The organism is Halomonas sp. I5-271120, from assembly GCF_030553075.1.
GTDB lineage: Bacteria > Pseudomonadota > Gammaproteobacteria > Pseudomonadales > Halomonadaceae > Onishia > Onishia taeanensis_A.
This window is the reverse complement of record NZ_CP130701.1, coordinates 3,737,201-3,760,947: the sequence shown is the minus strand read 5'-3', so window position 1 is coordinate 3,760,947 and position 23,747 is coordinate 3,737,201. Positions and strand designations below refer to the sequence as shown.

General features: G+C 47.0%; 17 protein-coding genes and 4 pseudogenes. 15 read left to right on the top strand and 6 right to left on the bottom strand.

Annotated elements, in window-relative coordinates; all coding sequences use genetic code 11:
- Nucleotides 1–27 precede the first annotated feature (27 nt).
- Nucleotides 28–1,305: an O-antigen translocase gene (locus tag Q2K57_RS16940; RefSeq protein ID WP_304525792.1), complete on the top strand. Its 1,278-nt coding sequence runs from the start codon at nt 28–30 to the stop codon at nt 1,303–1,305.
- A 33-nt stretch (nt 1,306–1,338) separates the two neighbouring features.
- Here Q2K57_RS16940 and Q2K57_RS18410 read toward each other — a convergent pair.
- Both Q2K57_RS18410 and Q2K57_RS16935 read right to left on the bottom strand, forming a co-directional pair.
- A pseudogene (locus tag Q2K57_RS18410) lies at nt 1,339–1,455 on the bottom strand (IS30 family transposase); the annotation flags it as partial.
- A 589-nt stretch (nt 1,456–2,044) separates the two neighbouring features.
- On the bottom strand, nt 2,045–3,046 hold the full coding sequence (locus tag Q2K57_RS16935) for an IS110 family transposase (RefSeq protein ID WP_304525791.1): 1,002 nt from the start codon (nt 3,044–3,046) through the stop codon (nt 2,045–2,047).
- On the opposite strand from Q2K57_RS16935, the gene Q2K57_RS16930 reads away from it, so the two are divergent.
- Both Q2K57_RS16930 and Q2K57_RS16925 read left to right on the top strand, forming a co-directional pair.
- The gene (locus tag Q2K57_RS16930) at nt 3,039–3,356 is read left to right on the top strand and encodes an ISAs1 family transposase (RefSeq protein ID WP_304525790.1); all 318 of its coding nucleotides are present in this window, start codon (nt 3,039–3,041) and stop codon (nt 3,354–3,356) included. The genes Q2K57_RS16935 and Q2K57_RS16930 overlap by 8 nt on opposite strands.
- Nucleotides 3,357–3,755: 399 nt before the next feature.
- Complete coding sequence (locus tag Q2K57_RS16925) at nt 3,756–4,739, top strand: alpha-1,2-fucosyltransferase (RefSeq protein ID WP_304525789.1); 984 nt, start codon at nt 3,756–3,758, stop codon at nt 4,737–4,739.
- Nucleotides 4,740–4,808: 69 nt separating this feature from the next.
- On the opposite strand, the gene Q2K57_RS16920 is transcribed toward Q2K57_RS16925, so the two are convergent.
- The gene (locus Q2K57_RS16920; RefSeq protein ID WP_304525788.1) at nt 4,809–5,825 is read right to left on the bottom strand and encodes an IS30 family transposase; all 1,017 of its coding nucleotides are present in this window, start codon (nt 5,823–5,825) and stop codon (nt 4,809–4,811) included.
- A 131-nt stretch (nt 5,826–5,956) separates the two neighbouring features.
- Here Q2K57_RS16920 and Q2K57_RS16915 point away from each other — a divergent pair, with 131 nt between their 5' ends.
- The gene (locus Q2K57_RS16915; protein ID WP_304525787.1) at nt 5,957–6,853 is read left to right on the top strand and encodes a glycosyltransferase; all 897 of its coding nucleotides are present in this window, start codon (nt 5,957–5,959) and stop codon (nt 6,851–6,853) included.
- Between the two features lie 1,351 nt (nt 6,854–8,204).
- Here Q2K57_RS16915 and Q2K57_RS16910 read toward each other — a convergent pair.
- Entirely contained in the window at nt 8,205–8,621 is a 417-nt protein-coding gene (locus Q2K57_RS16910; RefSeq protein ID WP_369700278.1) for an integrase core domain-containing protein, read from the bottom strand.
- 150 nt (nt 8,622–8,771) lie between these two features.
- Here Q2K57_RS16910 and Q2K57_RS16905 point away from each other — a divergent pair.
- From Q2K57_RS16905 to Q2K57_RS16885, 5 genes and pseudogenes are all read left to right on the top strand, one after another.
- A pseudogene (locus Q2K57_RS16905) lies at nt 8,772–9,449 on the top strand (IS30 family transposase); the annotation flags it as partial.
- 145 nt (nt 9,450–9,594) lie between these two features.
- The gene (locus Q2K57_RS16900; RefSeq protein WP_304525786.1) at nt 9,595–10,710 is read left to right on the top strand and encodes a glycosyltransferase; all 1,116 of its coding nucleotides are present in this window, start codon (nt 9,595–9,597) and stop codon (nt 10,708–10,710) included.
- Nucleotides 10,711–10,881: 171 nt separating this feature from the next.
- Entirely contained in the window at nt 10,882–11,997 is a 1,116-nt protein-coding gene (gmd, locus tag Q2K57_RS16895; protein ID WP_304525785.1) for a GDP-mannose 4,6-dehydratase, read from the top strand.
- Between the two features lie 8 nt (nt 11,998–12,005).
- Nucleotides 12,006–12,941: a GDP-L-fucose synthase gene (locus Q2K57_RS16890; protein ID WP_304525784.1), complete on the top strand. Its 936-nt coding sequence runs from the start codon at nt 12,006–12,008 to the stop codon at nt 12,939–12,941.
- Nucleotides 12,934–14,118: a DegT/DnrJ/EryC1/StrS aminotransferase family protein gene (locus tag Q2K57_RS16885; RefSeq protein ID WP_304525783.1), complete on the top strand. Its 1,185-nt coding sequence runs from the start codon at nt 12,934–12,936 to the stop codon at nt 14,116–14,118. Before Q2K57_RS16890 ends, Q2K57_RS16885 begins: the two co-directional genes overlap by 8 nt.
- Before the next feature lie 134 nt (nt 14,119–14,252).
- Here Q2K57_RS16885 and Q2K57_RS16880 read toward each other — a convergent pair.
- A pseudogene (locus Q2K57_RS16880) lies at nt 14,253–15,247 on the bottom strand (IS30 family transposase); the annotation flags it as partial.
- Nucleotides 15,248–15,594: 347 nt separating this feature from the next.
- On the opposite strand from Q2K57_RS16880, the gene Q2K57_RS16875 reads away from it, so the two are divergent.
- The 3 genes and pseudogenes from Q2K57_RS16875 (at nt 15,595) to Q2K57_RS16865 (ending at nt 18,254) form a co-directional block, all read left to right on the top strand.
- The gene (locus tag Q2K57_RS16875) at nt 15,595–16,998 is read left to right on the top strand and encodes a mannose-1-phosphate guanylyltransferase/mannose-6-phosphate isomerase (RefSeq protein WP_304525782.1); all 1,404 of its coding nucleotides are present in this window, start codon (nt 15,595–15,597) and stop codon (nt 16,996–16,998) included.
- Between the two features lie 122 nt (nt 16,999–17,120).
- Nucleotides 17,121–17,413: pseudogene (locus Q2K57_RS16870) on the top strand (transposase); the annotation flags it as partial.
- Nucleotides 17,414–17,555: 142 nt separating this feature from the next.
- Nucleotides 17,556–18,254 (top strand): ISAs1 family transposase, encoded by a 699-nt coding sequence (locus Q2K57_RS16865; RefSeq protein WP_304525781.1) that lies wholly within the window; start codon nt 17,556–17,558, stop codon nt 18,252–18,254.
- A gap of 121 nt (nt 18,255–18,375) precedes the next feature.
- Here Q2K57_RS16865 and Q2K57_RS16860 read toward each other — a convergent pair.
- Nucleotides 18,376–19,538, bottom strand: a protein-coding gene (locus Q2K57_RS16860; protein ID WP_304525780.1) for an IS3 family transposase whose coding sequence is annotated in 2 segments (ribosomal slippage) — nt 18,376–19,268 and nt 19,268–19,538 — 1,164 coding nt in all. Because the reading frame shifts where the segments join, the coding sequence is not laid out codon by codon here.
- A gap of 248 nt (nt 19,539–19,786) precedes the next feature.
- Between Q2K57_RS16860 and Q2K57_RS16855 the strand changes: the two genes are divergently transcribed.
- The 3 genes from Q2K57_RS16855 to Q2K57_RS16845 all read left to right on the top strand — a co-directional run bounded on the left by Q2K57_RS16855 (nt 19,787) and on the right by Q2K57_RS16845 (nt 23,719).
- The gene (locus Q2K57_RS16855; RefSeq protein ID WP_304525779.1) at nt 19,787–20,584 is read left to right on the top strand and encodes a glycosyltransferase family 2 protein; all 798 of its coding nucleotides are present in this window, start codon (nt 19,787–19,789) and stop codon (nt 20,582–20,584) included.
- Nucleotides 20,585–21,101: 517 nt separating this feature from the next.
- Nucleotides 21,102–22,445 (top strand): UDP-glucose/GDP-mannose dehydrogenase family protein, encoded by a 1,344-nt coding sequence (locus tag Q2K57_RS16850; RefSeq protein ID WP_304525778.1) that lies wholly within the window; start codon nt 21,102–21,104, stop codon nt 22,443–22,445.
- Nucleotides 22,436–23,719, top strand: a complete 1,284-nt coding sequence (locus tag Q2K57_RS16845) for a sugar transferase (protein WP_304525777.1) — start codon at nt 22,436–22,438, stop codon at nt 23,717–23,719. Before Q2K57_RS16850 ends, Q2K57_RS16845 begins: the two co-directional genes overlap by 10 nt.
- Nucleotides 23,720–23,747: the final 28 nt, after the last annotated feature.

Genomic DNA, 23,747 nt, shown 5'->3' with positions numbered 1-23,747 from the left:
CACTTACATGCACGAAAGGGTTAATCTGTGACGCTGCTAAAAACCAGCTTTCTGAATGGGATTGCAGTCATAATCAAAATGCTAACAATGTTGAGTATTAATAAAATACTCGCTATTTATGTTGGTCCATCAGGTTATGCAGCTATTGGTAATTTTCAAAATGCCGTACAAATTTGCACAGCTCTGGCCAGTGGTGCAATCGGCAAAGGTGTAACTAAATATACGGCCGAATATCACGGAGACGAAGTTAAGCAATATGCAGTCTGGCGCACAGCAGGAACGATTTCGATAATCGGGTCAGTTATAGTTGCTATTGGCTTAATCACGTTTAACAAATTCTTGGCGGGCTGGTTCCTCAAAGATGAAAGTCTCGGCAGTATATTTATCTGGTTTGCCACAACACTTGTCCTATTTGTATTCAACACCTTGTTACTTGCTATTCTTAACGGAAAAAAAGAAATTCACCGCTATGTGATGGCCAACATATCCGGTAGCCTATTTGCGCTGGCGGTCACCACCGTTATGACTGTCAAATTAGGTCTTTATGGAGCGCTGGTTGCCTTGGCGATCTACCAGTCACTGACGTTCTTCGCCACTCTGGCGATAACATATAAATCAAGCTGGTTTAGCTTAAGAAATTTCATTGGTACTATTGACAGTTTTGTATTAAAAAATCTCTTTCGATACTCCTTGATGTCATTGGTTAGTGTGGCTGTAGGGCCAGCTGTGAACTTTTTAATCCGCACTTATATTTTTGAAAATGTTGGCGTTGATAGCGCAGGTTTGTGGGAGGCCATGCAGAGGCTTGGTGGTGCATATATAATGTTTTTCACCTCTGTACTTTCAGTTTATCTTTTGCCAAAGCTTTCCGAGACAAAGAATGTTAAGTTGATTGTTAATGAGGTGGTGAATGCCTGGTATCTGCTGGTCCCTGTCTCGGTTGGTGCTGCAGTTTTTGTATACTTAATACGCGACAATTTGATTCTTCTTCTTTTCAGTGATGATTTTATGAAGATGGGGGATTTGTTTATTTGGCATTTTGCAGGCGAGGTGCTTAGACTTACAGCATGGATCTTGGCTTTTGTGATGATAAGCAAATCAATGTTAATGATCTTTATAAAAACGGAAGTGATATTCAATGCGCTTTATTTTGTTTTGACGATTGTCTTTGTTGATAGCTATGGTCTTGTTGGTGCGGCAATGTCATATGCGTTTTCTGGTCTGATTTATCTCATTTCAATGGTGTATATTTTCTTTTTAAGCAATAAGTATTCATTTTATAAAAATAGAGATATATACGAATAATACCGGCTGTTGCAGATTCTGAGTGCAGCAGTGTCATTGTATAGATGATGGACCTTCTTGATATAGTTCATCCATCACCTCTATTGGATATTTGAAATCAAAGCGTTTGCGTGGGCGCATGATCAGCTCCAAGGCGATGGTATCCAGCTCTTAAAGGCTGAATTTGGCAGGAGCAGAAAAACGGCTCTGGATGAAATATATCTGGAAGGCATTCTCTCGGTGTAGGGGGAGGGGTTTATGATTTTTTCCTGTTGATGTATTTAATATCGTAAACAGAAAGAATTGCATATACTGAAAGGATGGTCTCAAGTTCCAAGTGCAAAGCTATTGAGGGGGTAGGAAAACGCATGAAAAACCGCTCTACGACGGACTTCGTAGCGAATTAGCAGTAGGTGTCGTGTCCCGTGTGATTGACCACCCACTTGGTAAATAACTCAGGGTGGGCGGTCTACCAAGTGCATATATGGTCTCCTCCCGGCTTGCAAGGCCTCAGGCTGAAGAAAGGGACAGGTTGGCTTTCATATATCCGGCCTGTTGTTGAAGCCCGAGGCTTCTGGCCTTGATGAGACATTCGCGCATACCGTCCTTATCAACACTTCGGCATTGGCTGCCACTGCACTTGCCAGGTTTTCAGTATGCCGGTCTGACCTGTTTTTCATCGTGCCTGGTGACTTCGCAACCTTGAGATTGGTGAGTCTTACCTCACCATGACCAGCTAATGCTCCGATCTAGTTTGGTTTTATGCTGCGCTGGATGGTCTCACACAGTAATTCTCACCACGAGTGATGATCACCCAAGCGATCCGAATTAACTTGTTGGCCAAGGCGACAGTGGCCTTGTTAACGCCGCGGGTAGCCACGAGACGATTGATCCACTGATGAAGAGCGTCGTCTTTTCCTGCAGCACACCTGACAGCAGCCCTGGCGCCATGAATAACTAGGCCTCGAACGTAAGAGTCGCCCCGTTTCGTGATGCCTAGTAGTACATTCCGGCCGCCCGTACTGAATTGCTTGGGCACCAACCCCAAGGCGGCCGATGCATCACGTCCGCGAGCAAACTGTTTGCCATCGCCCATCCAGCTTTTGACCGCTTTGCTTACAATGGGGCCAAATCCGGGAATTTTTAGTAATCGCTGGCAGACGGCGTCCTGTCGGGTGTCATGCTTCAGTTGATCATCATACCAAGCTAACTCCTCGTCCACAGCGATCAGCCGTGAATGCTGGCGATGCAGCAAGGTGCGCATTCTATCGGTCAAATCATTGCGCGTATCTTCCAGGATATCGGGTAGTGCCTTTCTCAAGACGCTATGTCCTTGTTTCAGCACCAAGCCATATTCTGCGAGTAGCCCGCGCACGTGATTGATCAATCGCGTGCGCTCTGCCGACAGGTGCCTGCGCATCTGCAAAAAGGTCTGCTCATCTTGATGCTCGATAGACTTGATAGCCACGGGCCGGATGGCGCCGTGCTGGCAGGCTTCGGCTATCGCTTGAGCATCGTTGTAATCGTTTTTCTGGCCGCGAAGGTACCCCTTGACATGTTGAGCCGGTAGGAGCTGGACACGATGGCCGAGCTTTTGAATCTCGCGAGCCCAGTGGTGAGAGGAAGCACAGGCTTCCATGGCTACCGTGCACGCGGGTTGTTGAACCATGAAATTCAGTAGCTTGGGACGAGTGAGTTTGGTCTTTCCTTCACGCTTGCCCTGCGAGTTGAGTGTCACCAGGTAGAAGCTGGAGGTGGTCAACTTCGAAGGGGATGCCTATGTCACGGATGAGAAGAACCGGGGCAGGCAAGCGACGTGTTATCACATTGTGAGCGATCTTACTGAAGAATTTCATGAGCTTAGATATGAGTGGCCAGGGTTAAAAACGGTAGGCATGGTCATGAGTTTCCGTCAGGAAGGTGACGAAACGCCAGAGATGCCGATGATCTGTTACTACATCAGCTCAGCCGAGCTTAGCGCCAAAAAGCTGGCGGAAGCGGCTCGCCAGCACTGGTTTGTCGAGAACAAGCTTCACTGGTCCCTGGACGTTGCTCTCCGTGAAGATGCCTGAAAATCCACCGCGGACAGGCGGCGGAAAACCTTGCGAGGGTCCGGCATATTGCTGAATTACCTGAAAGGGAAGAAGCGTTTCAAGGGCGGAATTCGGCGAAAACAGAAGAAAGCGGCGCTGGATGAGACGTACCTTGCAGATGTTCTCGCGGTGTGAATTTTTTCATGCGTTTTCCCTGGGCTGAGCATTGGGGAGCGTAAGTGGTACAGCTAGAGTCACTGACAGGGAAAAGTGCGAAAGGAAAAAGCGAGTAAATATTTATAGTAATCGGTTGATTATATGATCTAAAATTCCAGGAATAACGCCATGTAAACATGGTTTATTTTCAAACAAAGACGTGTTTCATTATGTTGTTCGGTTTTTACAGGCGGGCAAAATATATTAAAAGGTTTTTGCGTAATGTTGGTTATCAAACTAGTTGGTGGGCTGGCAAGCCAGTTACATAAATATTCAGTAGCACTTTCTATCAGCAAAGAAATTGGATGTGATTTAAAAGTTGATTGCTCTTTCTTTGATAAGAGGCAGTTGAGATTTAACCCCATAATGTATTATAATTTGCCTAGCTTGGGCTTTGAGCCAAGTATCGCAAGCGATGATGATATATGTAAGGCAAAAGGATACAGCACATTTAATAGCTGCATTTATAAGATCAGTAACTCTACTTGTCTTGATAGTATTTCACAGGGAAGTCTGAAGCGACTTTTTAGCTATTATGAAAGAAAGCTCTATGTATCCGGGATGCTTGATAAGGGTGTTTATAATGTAGATATTTCGGACGTTAAAAGTAAGGAGTGGAGGGATGACTTAATATCTAAATATGAGGACAGTATATACATTTCGGGTGAGTTTGGGATGAATTTTGACATTATTGAAGATGTTAGAGATGAGGTTTCAGCTCGTGTCAAAAGTTGCAAAATTTCTAAGCAAGCTGGAGAGATTCTTAACTTAATAAAGCAGAATAAAAATAATTCAGTCGCCGTTCATGTGAGAAGAGGCGACTATGTTGATAACGCATCTACAAATGACTTCCATGGCACATGTAATGTAGAGTACTATAGGAAGTGTATGAGGGAGTTGGAGGATAGAAATATAGATGGTTTATATTTATTTTTCTCTGACGATATAGAATGGGTCAAAAAAGAATTTTCCTCTTTTATTCCTGATAATTCATATTTTGTCGAAGGTAATAATGCGCATGAAGACTTTTCGCTGATGACGCACTGTTCTTTTCATGTGATTGCTAATAGTGGTTTTAGTGGTTTTGCTGCTTGGTTGAGTCAGGTTCCAGAGTTTAATGTTTTTAGTCCATCAAATTGGTTTTTAAATGAAAGCGCCAATACTAATCAATTAAAGATGCTGCCAAAAAAATGGAATTATATGTGATGAAGACACTATAGGTAAAGAGAAAATTGTGTTATCCCTCGGCGGATGCAGCTTCTGAGTGCAACACGGTCAATGAATCGATGACGGAGCTTCATGGTACTTCGCCATCAGTTCGCTCATCACCTCAATGGTACACTTGAAGTCGAAGCGCTTTCGCGGGCGCATGTTCAACTCAAACGCTATGTCATCCAGTTCCTTCTGGCTGTAGACCGATAGGTCCGTTCCTTTGGGCAAGTATTGCCGTATCAGGCCATTGATATTTTCATTGGCGCCTCTCTGCCACGGGCTATGCGGATCACAAAAGTAGATGGCAACACCGGTATTCTGGGTAATCTTGGCGTGCTGCGTCATCTCGCGCCCTTGGTCATACGTCATACTCTTCCGCGCGGCCAACGGCATGCGGTTTAGCGCAGCGCTAAAGCCTTCCACTGCCGAGGTGGCGGTCGCATCGTTCTTCTTCGCCAGGATCAGGTAACCGCTTTTCAGTTCAACGAGGGTACCGACAGCCGATGCGTTGCCCTTGCCTTTGATCAGGTCGCCTTCCCAGTGCCCGGGAAATTCCCGTTTTTCCACCTCGGGAGGGCGGAGATGAATGCTGACCATATCAGGGATCTGACCGCGCCGATCAACTTGCCCACGCCGGGGCTTTCGAGTGGATTTTCCTTGCCGTAAGCAGTGTATCAACTCTTTTCGCAGCTCACCGACGGGCAATGCGTAGATGGCACTGTAGATCGTTTCACGGCAGACGTAGGCGTCTCGAAGGTCAGGAATATTCATATGCTTGAGCTTGCCGCTGATCTGCTCGGGGGACAAGCGCCGACGCAGCATATGCTGAATCAAGGCAAACTGAGGACTGCCAGGAAGCAGCTTGCGCCTTGGCCGACAGACGGCTCGACGGCCAAGGCGACGCTGTTGCGCGTGTGATACTCGGTATCTGCTACCAGGGGATCCATTGCGCCGTATCTCTCGACTGATTGTCGACGGTGACCGCTCAAGCAGAGCCGCCACCTTCCTGATGCTCAGGCCTTGCTGGAGGCTGACCTGGATCGTTGCACGTTCTTCGATGCAGAGTTCTGAATATGACATGGATACAACACCTTACCGATTTGATCAGGTGTTGCACTCAGAATTTGCGGTCAAGGATTCTCGCCATGTGACGAATTTCTTGTTTTTCTTGAAACGAATCACAGTAACAAGATGCACTTCGGAGTAAGGCAGTGAAAAGCATAAGCCATGAAAAACCTTTAGTTAGCGTAGTAATACCTTGTTACAACCACGCCCAGTTTGTAAAAGACTCTATCCAAAGTGTTATATGTCAAGACTATGATAATATAGAGCTAATAATAATCGACGACGGGTCAAAAGATAAAACGGTAGAAATTGTCAAAGAGATGATACCGTTGTGTGAAAAGAGGTTTCAACGATTTGACTTCAGAAGTCGGCCCAATAAAGGGTTGAGTGCTACTTTAAATGAAGCACTAGCGTGGTGTAAGGGGGAGTACTTTTCTCCTTTAGCTTCAGATGATATGGCTTTGCCGCATAAAACTAGCTTTCTAATCAGTAAGCATCACCAGCTTAGTGCTGCGGTGATTTTTGGGTCCGTAAAAAAAATCAAAAGCAATGCGGAAAGTCAAGATTTAATCTTGAACTGTGAGCATTTGTTTAAAGACCTTTTGTTTATTAAGAATATTCCTTTTGCACCTGCTAGCATGATCAGAACTGATGTTATACGCGGAATGGGTGGTTTTAAAGAGGATATTGCTTTGGAGGATCTTTATCTTTGGCTTAAAATTACTTCATGTGGAGAGAAGATGTACTCCTTTCCAGAAGTTGTTGTTAAGTATAGAGATCATCCAAGCAACACGATAAAAAAATTTAAATTTATGCACGAGCAAAGGGTTAAGGTTCTAGATTTATTTTGCACTAGCTCGGAATATGGCGAAGCTAGGAAAAATGCCATTGTTTTAGGCGCTAAAGCAATAGCTAGCGAGGAATTCAAAGAGCCTTTTAAGCTAGTGTTTAAAGAGCGAGTTTTTAATAAGCATGGGTTGATAATAATAATAAAAGCCATGACCCCAAGTAAGCTTATAAAGCTAATAAGGAAGTTTGTTTAGCATGTCGTCAACTTGCGCTGGTGTAATATGAGACTTTTTCTTAACAGGAAGCACCTTGCATGGAATTTACTCAGCTTGTTTTTTTTGTTAGGCGTGGTGCTTTTTTATTCTTTTTTAGTTAGTAGTAATGAGACTATTGTTGATGCAAGAAATTACTTCTACTATTACAATGATATTCTAGACAATGGTTTTATTAGCTCTGCCTGGAAGAATTATGATGGCAGTGGTAAATTTGAGCCTGTAATTCTAGTTTTTTACAAATTGTATGCTATTTTATTTGGTTCGCTGGTTCATACGGATAAGTTCTACTGGTTTGTTTTTTACAATTATGTGGTGATTGGGCTTTTAACAGTTTGCATTATCTCGCTATTCTCTAAGATGTTTGTTCCTTCCAAAAAACACATGGCCATTTTTTTTTCCATACTTCTTTCTTTTTTTTGGTTTCCATCTTATTTGAATATGTTGTGGTTGTGGCGCGCTGATATCGCCTACACCTTCGCACTGTTAAGTTTGTTTTTGTTTTTAAGTGGTAGATTATATTACTCTGCGTTTTTTTCTATAGCTGCAACCTTAACCCATTATTCGAGCTTTCCAATAATAGCGGTCATATTGTTTTTTCATATATTTGTCTTTCACTTTAAAAATGGTTCTTCTGGCGTCAAGGCTTTAGTTGTGGTTGTGTTTTCAATTTGCATCTCTTTTCTTTATGTTTTTATCAAGCAATATGTGTCTTCAGGATCTGCTAAGTGGGGCGGTGATTATTATCTCCGCTATATTATTTTGCTTTATTTCTTTTTCGGGGTGGTTGTTTACTATTTAATGCTGAGTTCTTTGAGATCTAGTTTCTCTAACTATCTATATAGTTTTTTATTTTCTATATTAATGTTTTTCTTGTTTAGTTTGATAGTCTCAATATTAGGTGCAAGAAACTATCAAGATTCATTCAGGATTATGCATTTTTCATACCTTTCCTTTTGTATTTTTTTTCCTATCCTTATGATGTTGAGTAACATATGTATGAAAATTATTTCTTCTACATACCTTTTGATTGGCGTGATGGCAGCTTTTTACTTATTTTCAGGCTTCTATATAAGTCTCGGTTAGTGAGGCTCTGAAGAAGGAAATGCTGAATAATCCTACCGCCTCCTGACAGAGCCATCTGATGAAGCAGATATCGTCCGCCCAAGTAGAGCTCCAAAACAAGAAGAAGATCCTGATCTTATCCAGTAATCGTCGACATCTATCTAAGCGATCGTTGGGCCTTAAAGGCCTCAGGGCTGATTATCCCAATTGCATTGTGTCGGCAACGGAGCCTGTCAACATAGATGTCGTATGACATGGCGCTGATTCTTTAAAATCCTTCAGCCCGCGACACCTGATTTCTCTCGGGATTCAGGTGCACCACCTCTGGCAGGCTGAGGTTGCGGATGCCACCCGACCAACGCTCTGGGTGACGCTGCTTTGCTGCTTCGAAGATCTCCCGGCGCTGTGCCAGAATTTCCCTTGCTTCACCGTTGTGACGCTGACCAGGCGTGACATAACGAAGGGCGCTGTGCCGGTGTTCGTGGTTGTACCATACGATGAATTGCTGAACCCACGCTTGGGCCTCAACCAAGGTGGCAAAGCCGTCGGCGGGGAACCCCGGCCGGTATTTCATCGTCTTGAAGGCCGACTCTGCAAAGGCGTTGTCGTTGCTAACGCGCGGTCGGCTGTACGATGAAGTAATACCCAGGTCGTACAGTTTTTCCAGGAAGGTCGATGCTCTCATCGGACTGCCGTTATCTGAGTGCAATATCAAAGGCTTGTGGCGATCCGTCAGACGCTCTCGCCAACAGGTCTTCTGAATCAGCTCTGCCGCCAGCTCGCCCGTCTCGGCTTCATAGACCTCATATCCAACGATTTTCCGGCTGCCCCCTCTGTCAGCCGTGAAACGAGCTACAGCGCTATCTATGCGTTGCCCGTCGGAGAGCTACGAAAAGAGCTGATCCACTGCTTGCGGCAAGGAAAAGCGACTCGCAAGCCGCGGCGAGGGCAAGTCGATCGGCGCAACCAGATCCCTGATATGGTCAGCATTCACCTCCGTCCTCCCGAGGTGCAAAAGCGTGAACTCCCCGGGCACTGGGAAGGCGACCTGATCGAAGGCAAGGGCAATGCATCAGCTGTCGGCACCCTCGTCGAATTGAAAAGCGGTTACCTGATTCTGGCGAAGATGAACGATGCAACCGCGACCGCTGCCGTGGAAGGCTTTAGCGCTGCGCTGAACCGAATGCCATTGGCTGCACGGAAGAGCATGACATATGACCAGGGACGCGAGATGACGCAGCATGCCCAGATCACCCAGAATACCGGTGTTGCCATCTATTTCTGTGACCCGCATAGCCCGTGGCAGAGAGGTGCCAACGAAAATATCAATGGGCTCATACGGCAATATCTGCCCAAGGGAACGGACCTATCGGTCTATAGCCAGCAAGAACTAGATGAAATCGCGCTTGAGCTGAACATGCGCCCGCGAAAGCGCTTCGATTTCAAGTGCCCCATTGAAATGATGAGCGAACTGATGGCGCAGTACCATGAAGCTCCGGCATCAACGCATTGACGGTGTTGCACTCAGAAGCTGCATCCGCCATGTGCAGAAAACAGGGGGTCATTACAAAGCCTTGACTAGTAGTGGATAACTTCACCTTCCTATTAATAGATTAGAAAAGCAATTTTAATCGTGTTAATTATAAAGCAGAGTGTGCATGATGGTTGATAGTGTTTTAATAATTTATACCCCACTTGGGGGTGTTAAGAGCTCATCTGAAGCATACGGTATCGCTTTATCAAATAAGACTTATAAGGTTAAGCATGTATTAATTTCTGAGAAGGGTGGGGTTTTAGCAAAGCTTACCTTCTTGTTGAAAAATTTCCTTTCCATTGGGTGGGATATTTTTAGTCATAGGAAAGGAGTAATAATATTAAATCATTTTGAATCTTTCCCTTATTATTTCATTGCAAGGTTGGTTTCTGCTAGAAAGGTTTTGTTTGTTTTTCATACAGATTTGCATGGATACCTAGAAAACATAAATTCAAAAAAAAGAATTCTTATAAGGTCCCTACTTTATTTTGTGCGTGAACAAGACGCTACGTTTGTCTCAAAGTCTGCACTTTTGAGATATGCTAAAAGCGAGTCTAGGTCTGGATACATTTATAATCCAGTGGTGTGCAATTATTCGAAGCATTACTCGCCTGTATTTATAAATAATAAAAACAATAACATTAAGATTTTTGTATACATTGGGAGGTTGCATCAGGGTAAGGGTGTGGGTGTTATTTTGAAAGTTATAAAAAAACTAAAATCCTCAGAAGAACAATGTTTTTTATATGTTTATGGGAGCGGGCCGGAGCTTGGAGAGTTGAAAGATTATAGCAAAAAGCTTGGAGTTGAAAGCCAGGTTTTTTTTATGGGGTACTCTGAAAATCCATTTATAGAAGATGAGTTTCCAGTTTCACCAGATGCTTTACTTCTATGTAGTGGTTTTGAAGGTTTTCCTTCTGTTTTGGTTGAAGCTCTATTCCATGGTATATATGTTATTTCAAGCAACTGTAATACTGGTCCATCTGAAATAATTTCGGGATCTGTTGGTGCCTCTGATTTTTCCTATAATTCAAACGGAGCTTTGTTCCCAGTCCCCGATCTTTCTATGCAATATGATGAAGATTATTTTGGCGAAGGTGAAGAGCATCTTTATTATATTTTGAAAAATTTTGACTTTCGCCAGCTTTCATCCTCATCGTGCAAGAAGAGAAGGATGGATTATGTAAGCGAGAAATTTTCTCAAGATGCATTTATTAGGATGATTGATAATAAAATTTGATATTGTATCTTTTTTGCTCCCACAAATCCTGTATTCAACCGATATGATCATGGCAGTACTATGATGGGTTACGTGTTGCACTTGGTTGTTGAGATCACCGATGATAGTTTAGATTCGAATCACTGAGCGTCATATTCTCCCAAAAATTCTTATGCAAGAAGTGGAGTCGAAATGAAAAAAGCATTAATTACTGGTGTTACCGGTCAAGATGGATCTTATTTGGCTGAGTTTCTTCTCGAAAAGGGCTATGAAGTCCACGGGTTAAAGCGTCGAAGCTCTCTTTTTAATACTCAGCGTATAGACCACATTTATGAAGACCCCCACGTTGATAACCAGAGATTTATTCTACATTATGGCGACTTGACAGACTCAACCAACCTGATTCGTATCATTCAGGAGGTAAAGCCTGATGAGGTCTATAATCTTGGTGCCCAGTCTCACGTTGCCGTTTCATTCGAGTCGCCTGAGTACACCGCCGATGTGGATGCTATGGGGGCACTACGCCTGTTAGAGGCTATTCGGATTTGTGGTCTGGAGAACAAAGTTCGCTTTTATCAGGCTTCTACATCAGAACTGTATGGCTTAGTTCAAGAAACCCCTCAAAAAGAAATTACGCCTTTTTATCCGCGCTCCCCTTATGCTGTAGCTAAGCTTTATGCTTACTGGATCACAGTGAACTACCGTGAAGCGTATGGCATGTATGCCTGTAATGGCATTCTTTTCAATCATGAAAGCCCCCGGCGCGGGGAAACCTTTGTTACCCGCAAGATAACCCGTGGTTTTTCTAATATTGCTCAGGGTCTCGAAGACTGCATTTACATGGGTAACATGGATGCTCTTCGCGATTGGGGCCATGCTAAGGACTATGTGTGCATGCAGTGGATGATGCTACAACAAGACAAGCCTGAAGATTTTGTGATTGCTACCGGAAAGCAGTATTCGGTGCGTCAGTTCATTGAATGGACAGCTCGTGAGTTAGGAATCACCTTGAAGTTTGAAGGGAAGGGCACCGATGAAGTGGCGATTGTAAAGGCAGTGGAAGGAGATAAAGCCCCTGCCGTCAGCGTGGGGGATGTGCTTGTCCGTGTTGATCCGCGCTACTTCCGCCCTGCGGAAGTAGAAACGTTGCTGGGCGATCCTTCTTACGCTAAAAAGCAGCTGGGTTGGGAGCCGGAAATTTCCACGCAAGATATGTGTGCAGAAATGGTGGCTGAGGATTTGAAAGTCGCTCAGCGTTATGCGCTTCTCAAGGAACATGGCCATCATGTACCTGTATCCACGGAGTGAGTAAAGGCATGCGCATTCTATTAACGGGTGGTTCCGGTATGGTTGGTAGAAACCTTCTGGACCATGCTTCTGCAAGAGAGTATGAGATACTGGCACCTCGCAGTCGAGAATTAAACTTGCTCGATAGAGAGGCTGTCGCGGAATATCTTCGAGAGAATAAGCCAGACTTGCTAATTCATGCAGCAGGTCGGGTCGGTGGCATCCAAGCTAACATGGCTGATCCGGTCGGCTTCTTAGTGGAAAATACCCAAATGGGTGTCCATGTCATCAATGAAGCCTACCGGGCAGGTATAAGCCACTGTATCAATCTGTCAAGTTCATGCGTATACCCGCGCAATGCCCCTAACCCTTTAAGCGAAGATCAGATATTGACGGGGGAGCTTGAGCCGACAAATGAAGGTTATGCTCTTGCCAAGATAACTGCTATGCGCTTATGTCAATACATTTCACAGATCAGTGGAAGTGCGCATTATACAACGCTCATTCCCTGCAATTTGTATGGACGTCACGACAAATTTGATCCTGCCAATTCGCACATGATTCCTGCGGTGATCCGAAAAATTCATGAAGCCCGCCAGTCAAACGCATCTAGTGTTGAAATCTGGGGAGATGGAGAAGCTCAGCGTGAATTTATGTACGTTGAGGATCTAGCTGATTGTGTCTTTTCCGTTGCCGAAAAAATGCGCATTGGTGATGAAGTGCCTGACGTGATGAATGTTGGGATTGGGCGTGATTATAGCGTCAATGAATATTATCAGGCTGTAGCAAGCGTTATCGGGTTCGAAGGTGAGTTTGTGCATAATTTGTCTAAGCCGGTAGGTATGCGTCAAAAATTGATTGATAGTACGAAGATAAACCAGCTTGGATGGATGCCTAGTACTGAGCTTTCAGTGGGTATCGAAAAGACATATCGCTTTTTTTTAGAGGAAGTTACTAATGGCTAAATATTCCCTTGCTTCCAGCACATGGGATCAGCATGAGATAGACGCTATTCAGCGCGTGGTTGACTCTGACATGTATAGCATGGGGGAAAATGTCGCTGAGTACGAGCGGCAATTTGCCAGTTTTTTTGAGACTAAATATGCCGTCATGACAAGTTCTGGCTCAACGGCGAACTTGTTGATGATTGCCGCTCTTTTTTTTACCAAACTACCACGCCTGCAGCGTGGGGATGAGGTGGTTGTGCCAGTAGTATCTTGGTCAACTACCTACTTTCCCCTTCAGCAATACGGTCTAAAAGTAAAGTTTGTTGATATTGATCCCGAGACTCTTAATGTTGATTTGGGTAAGCTAGAAGCAGCCATTACAGATAAAACAAAAGCTATTCTACTAGTTAATCTACTCGGAAATTCTAACGATTTTTATGCTATCCAAGAGATGGTAGCAGGAAAGGATATCGTGGTGCTCGAGGATAATTGTGAATCCATGGGTGCCGAGTTTGGTTCTAAAAAAACCGGTACGTTTGGATTGATGGGCACGTTTAGCTCATTTTTCTCTCATCATATTGCCACGATGGAAGGCGGTTGTGTAATTACAGACGATGAAGAACTTTACCACATACTTCTTTGCATTCGAGCGCATGGGTGGACCCGAAACTTACCCAGCGACAATCAGGTGACTGGTAAGAAAAGCGACGATCCCTTTGAAGAATCGTTCAAGTTTGTGTTGCCCGGCTACAATGTTAGGCCGCTTGAAATGAGCGGCGCGATTGGTATTGAGCAGCTGAAGAAATTGCCTGGTTTTATTGAGCAACGGCGCCGTAATGCCACCATTTTTAATGATCTTTTTGATGGCCATCCTTACCTGAATATTCAAATAGAAGTTGGTAAGAGCAGTTGGTTTGGCTTCTCTTTAGTTGTCAAAGAGAATGCTCCGTTTAGTCGGCAAGAACTGGTGGCAGCACTGCGTGAGGCGGAGATTGAGTGCCGGCCAATCGTTACAGGTAATTTTCTGAAAAATGAAGAAGTGCTGAAGTTTTTTGATTATGAGGTTTCTGGTGATATTGAGGCTGCGGATTATATTGACCAGCACGGCCTTTTTGTCGGTAATCATCAAGTTCCATTGGAAGATGAAATCCGACATTTGAAATCTGTTGTTGACGAACTAGGCGCTAGGCGATGAGTGCTTTGTCTGTAAAATATAAGGGTACTTCATATGTGCCTGATGAACAGTTTTCGCAGATAGCCGATATTACCCGGCGGATGCAGTCTCTGAGTGCAACAGCGGCATTGGAGAGATGATAGATCTTCTTGATATTTTGCCAGCAGTTCACCCATCACCTCTATCGGGGACTTGAAATCAAAACGCTTACGTGGGCGCATATTCAGCTCCAAGGCAATGGCATCCAGTTCTTCCTGACTATGCACGGATAAATCCGTCCCTTTGGGTAGATACTGGCGGATTAAGCCATTGATATTGAGGGTGCGGCCATCCTCTTGGCACCCTGCTGCCACGGTCTGTGTGGGTCACATAAGTAGATGGCCACCCCCGTTTCCTGAGTGATCTTCGCATGCTTAGCCATTTCTCTACCCTGGTCATACGTCATGCTTTTGCGTGCCGCCAGAGGCATCTGGTTGAGAGCAGAACTGAAGCCCTCCACGGCTGACGTCGCGGTAGCATCATTCATCTTTGCCAAGATCAGGTAACCACTTTTGAGTTCCACAATGGTGCCGACAGCAGAGGCGTTGCCCTTGATCAGATCACCTTCCCAGTGGCCGGGCACCTCACGTTTATCAACTTCAGGAGGACGGAGGTGGATGCTGACCATATCGGGGATCTGATTGCGCCTGCCGACTTGCCCTTTTCGAGGCTTACGGATCGATTTTCCCTGTCGTAGGCAATGAATCAGCTGTTTTCGCAGCTAACCGACAGGCAGTGCATAGATGGCGTTGTAGATCGTTTCACGGCAGACGTAGGCGTCTCTGAGGCTTGGTATCGTCATCCTCTTGAGCTTGCCGGCGATCTGCTCAGGTGACAAGCGCTGCCGCAGCATGTGAAGAAACAGCTCAAACCGTCCGCTACCGGGCACCAACTTGTGCTTCGGACGACACCCGACTCGCCGTGCCTTTCGGAGACGTTGGGCATGATGAACAACGTAACGTCCACCAAGTTCTTGATTGTGTTTTATTTCTCGACTGATCGGCGAGGGGGAGCGCTCTATCATTCGAGCGATCTGTCGCATGCTCATGCCTTGAGCAAGGCTGACGTGGATCGTGGCGCGCTCTTCAATGCTGAGTTTAGAATAGGACATGGATACAACATCTTACCTAAAAGATCAGGTGTTGCACTCAGATTCTGCGGCCAAGCGTTTATGCGCCTGGTGATGGCTGAACTAGGACGTGCAATGCAGTATAAGGATACCCAGCATCTGGGTATGTACGAACACTTCTACGGCGACAGTGTATTTGGTCCAACGCCTTCTACGCATTATATCCCCATTGGTCTGTTGATGGAGCTGTCTATATCTATTGATGAATTACCCCAGGATCAGCATGCCCTTTTTCTTGGTAGTCTATCCATCAGACTCTTGAATCTCTGGATGTTCATTCATACACTAAAGATTATCTTCACTCTCTTACTGAATGTGGCAACTAAACCATGATTTATCCTGTAGTGATGGCAGGGGGTACTGGGTCAAGGTTGTGGCCGATGTCCCGCGAGCTATATCCTAAACAATTTTTAAGTTTGGTAGGAGAGAAAACGCTCCTGCAAGAAACACTTAAGCGCCTAAATGGCATAGGCACGGCATCGCCTGTGCTCATTTGTAATGAAGATCACCGTTTTCTGGCTGCCGAGCAGTTGCGTCAGATTGGGCTTCTCGATCATAACATCATCTTGGAGCCAGTGGGTCGCAATACGGCACCTGCTATTGCGTTGGCCGCCCAAACGGCCTTGGAGTCTGACGCTGATGCACTCTTGCTGGTCTTGGCGGCTGATCATGCCATCGCCGATGCTGAAGCCTTTCGGGCAGCCGTGCGCCAGGCAGAACCCTTTGCTGAAGCTGGTGAACTGGTTACCTTTGGTATCGTACCTACCCATGCGGAGACTGGTTATGGCTATATCCGCCGTGGGGAGGCCGTAGATACTTTGTTCAAGGTGGCTCAGTTTGTCGAGAAGCCCAATATTGTCACAGCGAACGATTATGTGGCGAGTGGCGGATATTACTGGAACAGCGGCATGTTCCTTTTCCGAGCTGACCGTTACTTGGAAGAACTGAAGGCTTATCGGCCGGATATCTTCGATGCATGCCAGACTGCCATGAAGACAACCCAATCGGACCTGGACTTTATTCGCGTCGATGCTGTTGCGTTTGAACAGTGCCCTTCGGAATCGGTTGATTACGCTGTAATGGAAAAAACTAGCCGGGCTCTGGTGATACCTTTGGATGCTGGATGGAATGATGTCGGATCTTGGTCGGCCCTTTGGGAACTGGGTGAAAAAGATGAATACGGAAACGTCTGTGAAGGGGATGTAATCCACTACAAGACTGAAAACACCTATGTGCTCGCTGAAAATGCCTTAGTAACCACGGTGGGCGTGAAAGATCTCGTGATTGTCCAGACCAAAGATGCTGTTCTGGTCGCTGACATCCATCAAGTACAGGACGTCAAACGCATTGTGAGTGAACTCAAGTCGCAAGGCAGGGAAGAATGCCGTCTGCATCGCGAAGTCTATCGGCCTTGGGGCAAGTATGACTCCATTGACAACGGCAAGCGCTATCAGGTTAAGCGCATCACGGTCAAGCCAGGAGAAAAGCTTTCTGTCCAGATGCACCACCACCGGGCTGAACATTGGGTTGTGGTCTCCGGTACTGCAAATGTCACGATAAACGATAAGACGCAAATGCTCACCGAGAACCAGTCAATCTACATTTCGGTGGGTAGCGTTCACGCGCTGGAAAACCCTGGCAAGATTCCGCTGGAACTCATTGAAGTGCAGAGCGGTCCTTATCTGGGTGAAGATGATGTCGTGCGTTTTGATGATCGGTATGGTCGTTGCTGAGTATCCTAGGTGTTTAGTCTCGGAGTGTAATGGTTCATTGTACTGATCTTGCCCAGCAACAGTGAACATCCCGTTAAGGAAGTACACTGAACGAGGTGTCCTATGGCTAGGCAAATACTCCGATGAAGAAACAGCGTACCCATTACTCCGATGCCTATCGCGAGGAGGCACTTTCCCTCGCTGATCGCGTAGGCGTCACCGCCGCTGCTCGTGAGCTGGGTTTACAACCCAGCCAGCTTTACCAGTGGCGCGCTAAGGTTCAGCAGAAAAAGAGCTCGTCTGAGCGTGAGCAATCACTAGCGGATGAAAACGCCCGGCTGAAGCGGCAACTCGCTGAAATGTCGGAGGAAATGGCCATCATAAAAAAGCGGCGGTGTACTTCGCGAAAAACCTGAAGTGAAGTACACCTTCATCCACGGCCATCGTCATACGTTCCACATCCAGCTAATGTGTAAGGCAGGGAAAACGCATGAAAAACCGCTCTACGACGGGCTTCGTAGCGCTTTACCAGTAGGAGCTAATGTGGTCATCTAACGCCTTTTGCTCATGGATGACCCATGCTGACACCGTCTCTCATGCACCATTTATCGATCGTTCCCGACTTCCGCCAGGCTTGGAAAGTGCAGCATCAGCTGTCGGATATCTTGTTTCTGACCGTCTGTGCGGTGATCTGTGGTGCCGAGGGCTGGGGCGAAATCGAGGATTTTGGCCATGCAAAACTGGATTTTCTTAGCCAGTACGGTGATTTTGGTGCCGGAGTTCCTAGTCACGACACGTTGGCTCGGGTGATGTCCCTGGTGAGTGCCGAGCAGTTGCAGTCAGCCTTTGCCGAGTGGATGAAGGCCTGCCATGACGTCACCGATGGGGCGGTGGTGGCCATTGATGGCAAGACACTGCGCGGCTCGTACTGCCGAGGTAAGGGGAAGGGCGCCATCCATATGGTCAGCGCCTTCAGCGCGGCAAATGGGGTGGTCTTGGGTCAGGTCAAGACAGCGGAGAAGTCCAACGAGATAACGGCCATTCCGGAGCTGCTCAAGCTACTGAACCTGCAAGGGTGCCTGGTGACCATCGATGCCATGGGCTGCCAGAAGAAGATCGCCACTCAGGTCCTGCAGAAAGGTGCGGATTACCTACTCTCGGTGAAGGAAAATCAGCCAGCCCTGGCAGATGCCTTTGAGGCGGCGTTCCCCATGGCCAAGGTGGTCAACATCGATGGAAATGCCTATGTCACAGATGAAAAGAGCTGGGTGTGGTAAGAGACTCGCTACCACATCGTGAGTGAAATTACTGAAGACTCTCAGCAGTTTAGCTACGAGTGGCTAGGTGTAGGGTCCCGGATGATCAGATTGATCTTACCCAGCAATCGTGGACACCGATCTAAGCGATCATTCGGGCCTCGAAGGCCTCTGGGCTGATCATCCCAATTGCACTGTGCCGGCGCTGCCGGTTGTAGTCTATCTCGATGTACTCGAACACTTGCCGCCGCATGGCATTCCGGGTTTCGAAACGCTCACCATGGATCGCCTCAACCTTCAGGCTATGGAAGAAGCTCTCGGCACAGGCGTTATCATAGCAATTGCCTTTGGCGCTCATGCTGCACATGAGCTCATATTTCATGAGCAGTGTCTGGTACAGAGTTGAGCAATATTGGCTGCCACGATCGGAATGGGTAATCACTCCCTGGGGCGACTTTCGGCGCGACAACGCCATTTTGAGGGCATCACTCGCCAGATCCGCCGTCATCCGTTCACTCATGGCCCACCCGATCACTTTGCGCGAGTAGAGATCAATCAGCACCGCCAAGTAGAGCCATCCCTCAGAGGTCGCCAAGTACGTGATGTCGCCGACCCATTTCTGGTTGGGCGCCTTGGCGGTAAAGTCTTGTTTCAGCAGGTTGGGTGCCACCGGCAGAGAGTGCCTCGAGTTCGTCGTCGCCTTGAACTTGCGTGCCGCCTTGGCGCGAAGTCCCTGGCGTTGCAAGCTAGCGGCGACTGTCTTGCGATTCACCGACAGACCATCGTCGATGAGATCCAGTACCAACCTGGGAGCGCCTGAGCGCCCCCTCCGCCGCTGGAAAGCCTGCGCCACTCGCTGGTCGAGAATGGCCTGCTGACGGCGCCTCAGGGAGGGTGTGCCACCACGTTTACACCAGGCGTAGTAGCCACTGCGCACGACGCCAAGCGCCTTGCACATAAGCTGGATGTGGAACGTCTGGCGATGGCCGTGGATGAAGGTGTACTTCACTTCAGGTTTTTCGCGAAGTACACCGCCGCTTTTTTTATGATGGCCATTTCCTCCGACATTTCAGCGAGTTGTCGCTTCAACCGGGCGTTTTCATCCGCCAGTGATTGCTCACGCTCAGACGAGCTCTTTTTCTGCTGAACCTTAGCGCGCCACTGGTAAAGCTGGCTGGGCTGTAAACCCAGCTCACGAGCAGCGGCGGTGACGCCTACGCGATCAGCGAGGGAAAGCGCCTCCTCGCGATAGGCATCGGAGTAATGGGTACGTTGTTTCTTCATCGGAGTAGCTTGCCTAGCCATAGGACACCTCGTTCAGTGTACTTCCTTAACGGGATGTCCACTGTTGCTGGGCAAGATCAGATCGCCTATAGAAGTTATCCTCTGTTAGCAGCCAGTCGCAAGTGGATCCTGACCAGACCGGGGAAATTTAGAGATGACAACTATGACGTACAAGGTGTTTGCTAAGGGATCACCTCCACCTATGCTATGACATATTGTTACAACCCTTTAGCTATTGATTGTTAATTAATTTATTTTGGTAGGTTTTTATGAGCTCCCCTGAAGTTTCAGTTATAATGCCGGTATATAATTCGCAAGAATATATTTCTTCAGCCGTTAGTTCAGTTATAGATCAAAGTTTTCATGATTGGGAGTTAATTGTTGTAGATGACTGTTCTACTGATAGATCTGCTGAGTTTTTGGCTGATTTTTTAGCTAAAGACAGTCGAATTAATTTGATAAAGCTAAAGAGAAATTCAGGCGTGGCTACAGCACGGAACACTGCGATAGAAGCTGCATCTGGAAGATATATAGCTTTTTTAGATAGTGATGATGTATGGCTTCCTTGCAAGTTGGAAAAGCAAGTATTTTTCATGAAAAATAATGGCGTGTATTTATGTTATTCTGCATATTCTAAAATTGATGAGTGGGATAATTTTTCTGGTGAGGTAGGGGTCCCAGAAAAGGTCTCGTACAATGATCTTTTGAAAACCTGCCATATTGGCTGCTTAACAGCCATGTATGATTCTTTAATGCTGGGAAAAGTTAAAATGCCTACCAATACTTCTCGCGAAGACTTTGTTACATGGTTGAGTATCCTTAAGGAAATAGATTTTTCTTATGGGCTAAATGAGTGCCTTGCTTGTTATAGGGTTTATAAAGGCCAAGGTAGTTCTAATAAAATTTTAATGTCAGTTGGCAATTGGCATGTCTACAGAAATATTGAGGGTTTTAGTTTTTTTTCGTCTCTATATTTCTTTTCTAACTATGCCGTTCGCGGCCTCTTGCGAAGTAAGATGCCTAGCGTTGCACGGAGAGTAGGTGTGCTTCCCGACGTACAAGATTAAAAAATGCTTTGAGCTCTGGGTTGAGCGGAAGAGGTCTTTGAATTCCGCACCATGGTTTCGAGTGATGGGCTACTCGCTTACTGAATATGTTAGTCTCTTTGCCTTCCATTCCTCCGGGACTTAGCTGTTTGATTGTTTTTGACTTTCCTTTAGCTTGTCATGATATTGTATATTTCATTTGCTGACAGCGCGGGAGCTTGCATAGCTTGCTTAATAATACGGTTTTCTGCAGAAAATAGAAGGTTTTCGTGATATTCTGCTCGGTTAATAAGTGGATGCAGTTGCTCCATGTGGAGAGCAGTCGTGCGATTTCATTTGTAGGCGTCGTTATCAATGAAGTATATAGTGCGACATGTATAAAGTTTAAGTTGTCTAGCGATCGTATGGCTACCTAAGGTGTAGTAGACTTTAATCATGTGGTCGAGTGTAGATCCTCCCCAGCAGCATGTGGCCACCTTGAGAACAAGAGCATTTGATACGACACAAGCTCATCGTAAGGAATAGGAAGAGGGATAGCGTGAATATCACTATATTTGGCACAGGATACGTAGGCCTGGTTACCGGCACCTGCCTGGCCGATGTGGGCCATGACGTCATGTGCATGGACGTGGATGCCGACAAGATCGCGCGCCTCCATCAAGGTGACATTCCGATCTATGAGCCGGGTCTTGAGGCGATGGTATCAACCAACGTGGCATCGGGTCGGCTGCGCTTCACCACGGACGCGGCGACGGCTGTGACGCATGGGGAATTGCAGTTCATTGCCGTTGGCACGCCGCCGGACGAAGATGGCAGCGCCGATCTTAAGTATGTGCTGTCGGTGGCCAAGACCATCGGCGAGCACATGAACGAGTCCAAGATCATCATCGATAAGTCCACCGTGCCGGTGGGTACCGCCGACCGTGTCCGCGACGCTGTCGCCCATACCTTGGCTGAGCGAGGCGTGGAGATCGACTTTGATGTCTGCTCGAATCCGGAGTTTCTCAAGGAAGGCGCGGCCATTGAGGACTTTAGCGGCGGCGCCCGCATCGTGGTGGGGACCGACGCCGAACACGTCAAGACGCGGATGCGTGAATGCTACGCCCCTTACAACCGTAATCATGAAAAGATGATATTCATGGATGTGCGGGCCGCCGAACTGACCAAGTACGCCGCTAACGCCATGCTGGCAACCAAGATCAGCTTCATGAACGAGATCGCCAATCTGGCCGAGCGGCTGGGCGCCGATGTCGAACAGGTACGCCAGGGCATCGGTAGCGATCCGCGCATTGGTTATCACTTCATCTACCCGGGGTGTGGTTACGGCGGCTCCTGCTTCCCCAAGGACGTCCAGGCGCTGGCGCGTACCGCCAGTGAAGTCGACTACCCCGCGGATCTTCTCCATGCCGTCGAGACCGTCAACCGTCGCCAGAAGAGCACGCTGTTTGCCAAACTCAATCAGGCCTTTGACGGCGACCTGGCCGGCAAGACCATCGCCCTATGGGGACTATCATTTAAGCCCAACACCGATGACATGCGCGACGCGCCGAGCCGCGACGTCATGGAAGCGCTGTGGGCCGCTGGTGCCAGGGTTCAGGCCTATGATCCTGAGGCCATGAAGGAGTGTCGGCGCATCTATGGCGATCGCGATGACCTGGTGCTGGTGGCCGACCGGATTCAAGCAGTGAAGGGCGCCGATGCGTTGGTCATCTGCACCGAGTGGAAGGAGTTTCGTGTTCTTGATTTCGATTGGCTCAAGGTGCAGCTCGCCATGCCGGTGGTGGTCGATGGTCGCAACCTGTTCTCGCCGAAGGCCGTCAAGGATGCTGGCCTCATGTATTATGCAATTGGACGCGGAGAATCGATAAAGGCATGGAAGTGACATACTCATACGAACGTCGCCACTCGCGGTGGTACGAAAAGGCCCTACTAGCGCTTCCCTTCCACCTGTTGGTAGGGCTGTTATTTGTATTGCTTTTGCCCAGCCTTGAGCGTTGGGGGTGGGGCTTTTGGTATGAAATGAACGAGGTTCGTAGTAATACACTGCTTGCGATCGCCCTTTCATTTATTACCATTATTTTAACCCAGAGACGGTTGCTCCGTTTTCCGGGTGCTCATATTGTTTCGTACATTGTGCCAACCGTGACCAGTGTTTTTCTGGTTGCGATTGCTTTGTTGTTCTTTACACGGGAAGGCTATTCTCGCCAAGTGTTATTTGTTGGTTATCTGTTAACGCTGGCTTGGTGCTTCGCGGGTTATTTTATCGGCATACGGTATCGCCGTTTGAAGCTCGCCATCGTACCATTTGGAGCCGCAAAAGATCTTCTGTCAGCCGAGGGTACTGAATTACGAATGCTGAGTTCGCCTGACCTTAGCGGGGTTCGCTTTGATGGCATCGTGGCTGATCTGCGTTCCGATGAACTAACACCTGAGTGGGAGCGGTTCTTGGCCCGATGTACTCTTTGCCATATTCCTGTCTACCACGTTAAGCAAATTAGCGAGTCAATCACGGGCAGGGTGCAAATAGAGCACCTGGCTGAAAACGACTTTGGTTCGTTGCTGCCTTCTGGTGTTTACGGCTTTTTCAAGCGCTTCTTTGATATCGCGGCAATATTGATAACGGCACCGATTACCATGCCTGTCATGGCGCTAACCGCCATTGCCGTCAAACTGGACAGCCCCGGTCCAGCTTTGTTTATTCAGAATCGTGTGGGGCAAGGTAATCGGGATTATAAGATTTACAAGTTCCGTAGCATGTGCAAGGATTCTGAAAAAGATGGGGCAAAACTGGCCCAATCCGGCGATATGCGTGTTACCCGGGTAGGCAAGATTATTCGCAAAACACGGTTGGATGAGCTCCCTCAGTTCTTCAATGTCGTCAAGGGCGATATGAGCCTGATTGGGCCGAGACCGGAGCAGCGTTCCTTCGTTGAGCAGTTTGATCAAGAGATACCGTTCTATATATACCGCCATGTTGTTAAGCCGGGGATCACTGGCTGGGCCCAAGTTGTACAAGGCTATGCTAGCGATGCTGATGATACGCGAATAAAAATTCAGCATGATTTTTATTACATCAAGCACTTTTCGTTGTGGATAGATATTTTGATTGTTTTGAAAACGATTAAAACTATTGTTACTGGCTTCGGGGCCAAGTGATTCTCAATGTAATTAAACAAGGACGGTT

What these genes read in the sequence shown, in the direction of transcription:
- Q2K57_RS16925 (WP_304525789.1), top strand. Translation starts at nt 3,756, where the DNA reads ATGTTGGTTATCAAACTAGTTGGTGGGCTGGCAAGCCAGTTACATAAA.
- Q2K57_RS16920 (WP_304525788.1), bottom strand. Translation starts at nt 5,825, where the DNA reads ATGTCATATTCAGAACTCTGCATCGAAGAACGTGCAACGATCCAGGTC.
- Q2K57_RS16910 (WP_369700278.1), bottom strand. Translation starts at nt 8,621, where the DNA reads ATGAGAGCATCGACCTTCCTGGAAAAACTGTACGACCTGGGTATTACT.
- Q2K57_RS16900 (WP_304525786.1), top strand. Translation starts at nt 9,595, where the DNA reads ATGATGGTTGATAGTGTTTTAATAATTTATACCCCACTTGGGGGTGTT.
- gmd (WP_304525785.1), top strand. Translation starts at nt 10,882, where the DNA reads ATGAAAAAAGCATTAATTACTGGTGTTACCGGTCAAGATGGATCTTAT.
- Q2K57_RS16890 (WP_304525784.1), top strand. Translation starts at nt 12,006, where the DNA reads ATGCGCATTCTATTAACGGGTGGTTCCGGTATGGTTGGTAGAAACCTT.
- Q2K57_RS16885 (WP_304525783.1), top strand. Translation starts at nt 12,934, where the DNA reads ATGGCTAAATATTCCCTTGCTTCCAGCACATGGGATCAGCATGAGATA.
- Q2K57_RS16875 (WP_304525782.1), top strand. Translation starts at nt 15,595, where the DNA reads ATGATTTATCCTGTAGTGATGGCAGGGGGTACTGGGTCAAGGTTGTGG.
- Q2K57_RS16865 (WP_304525781.1), top strand. Translation starts at nt 17,556, where the DNA reads ATGCTGACACCGTCTCTCATGCACCATTTATCGATCGTTCCCGACTTC.
- Q2K57_RS16855 (WP_304525779.1), top strand. Translation starts at nt 19,787, where the DNA reads ATGAGCTCCCCTGAAGTTTCAGTTATAATGCCGGTATATAATTCGCAA.
- Q2K57_RS16845 (WP_304525777.1), top strand. Translation starts at nt 22,436, where the DNA reads ATGGAAGTGACATACTCATACGAACGTCGCCACTCGCGGTGGTACGAA.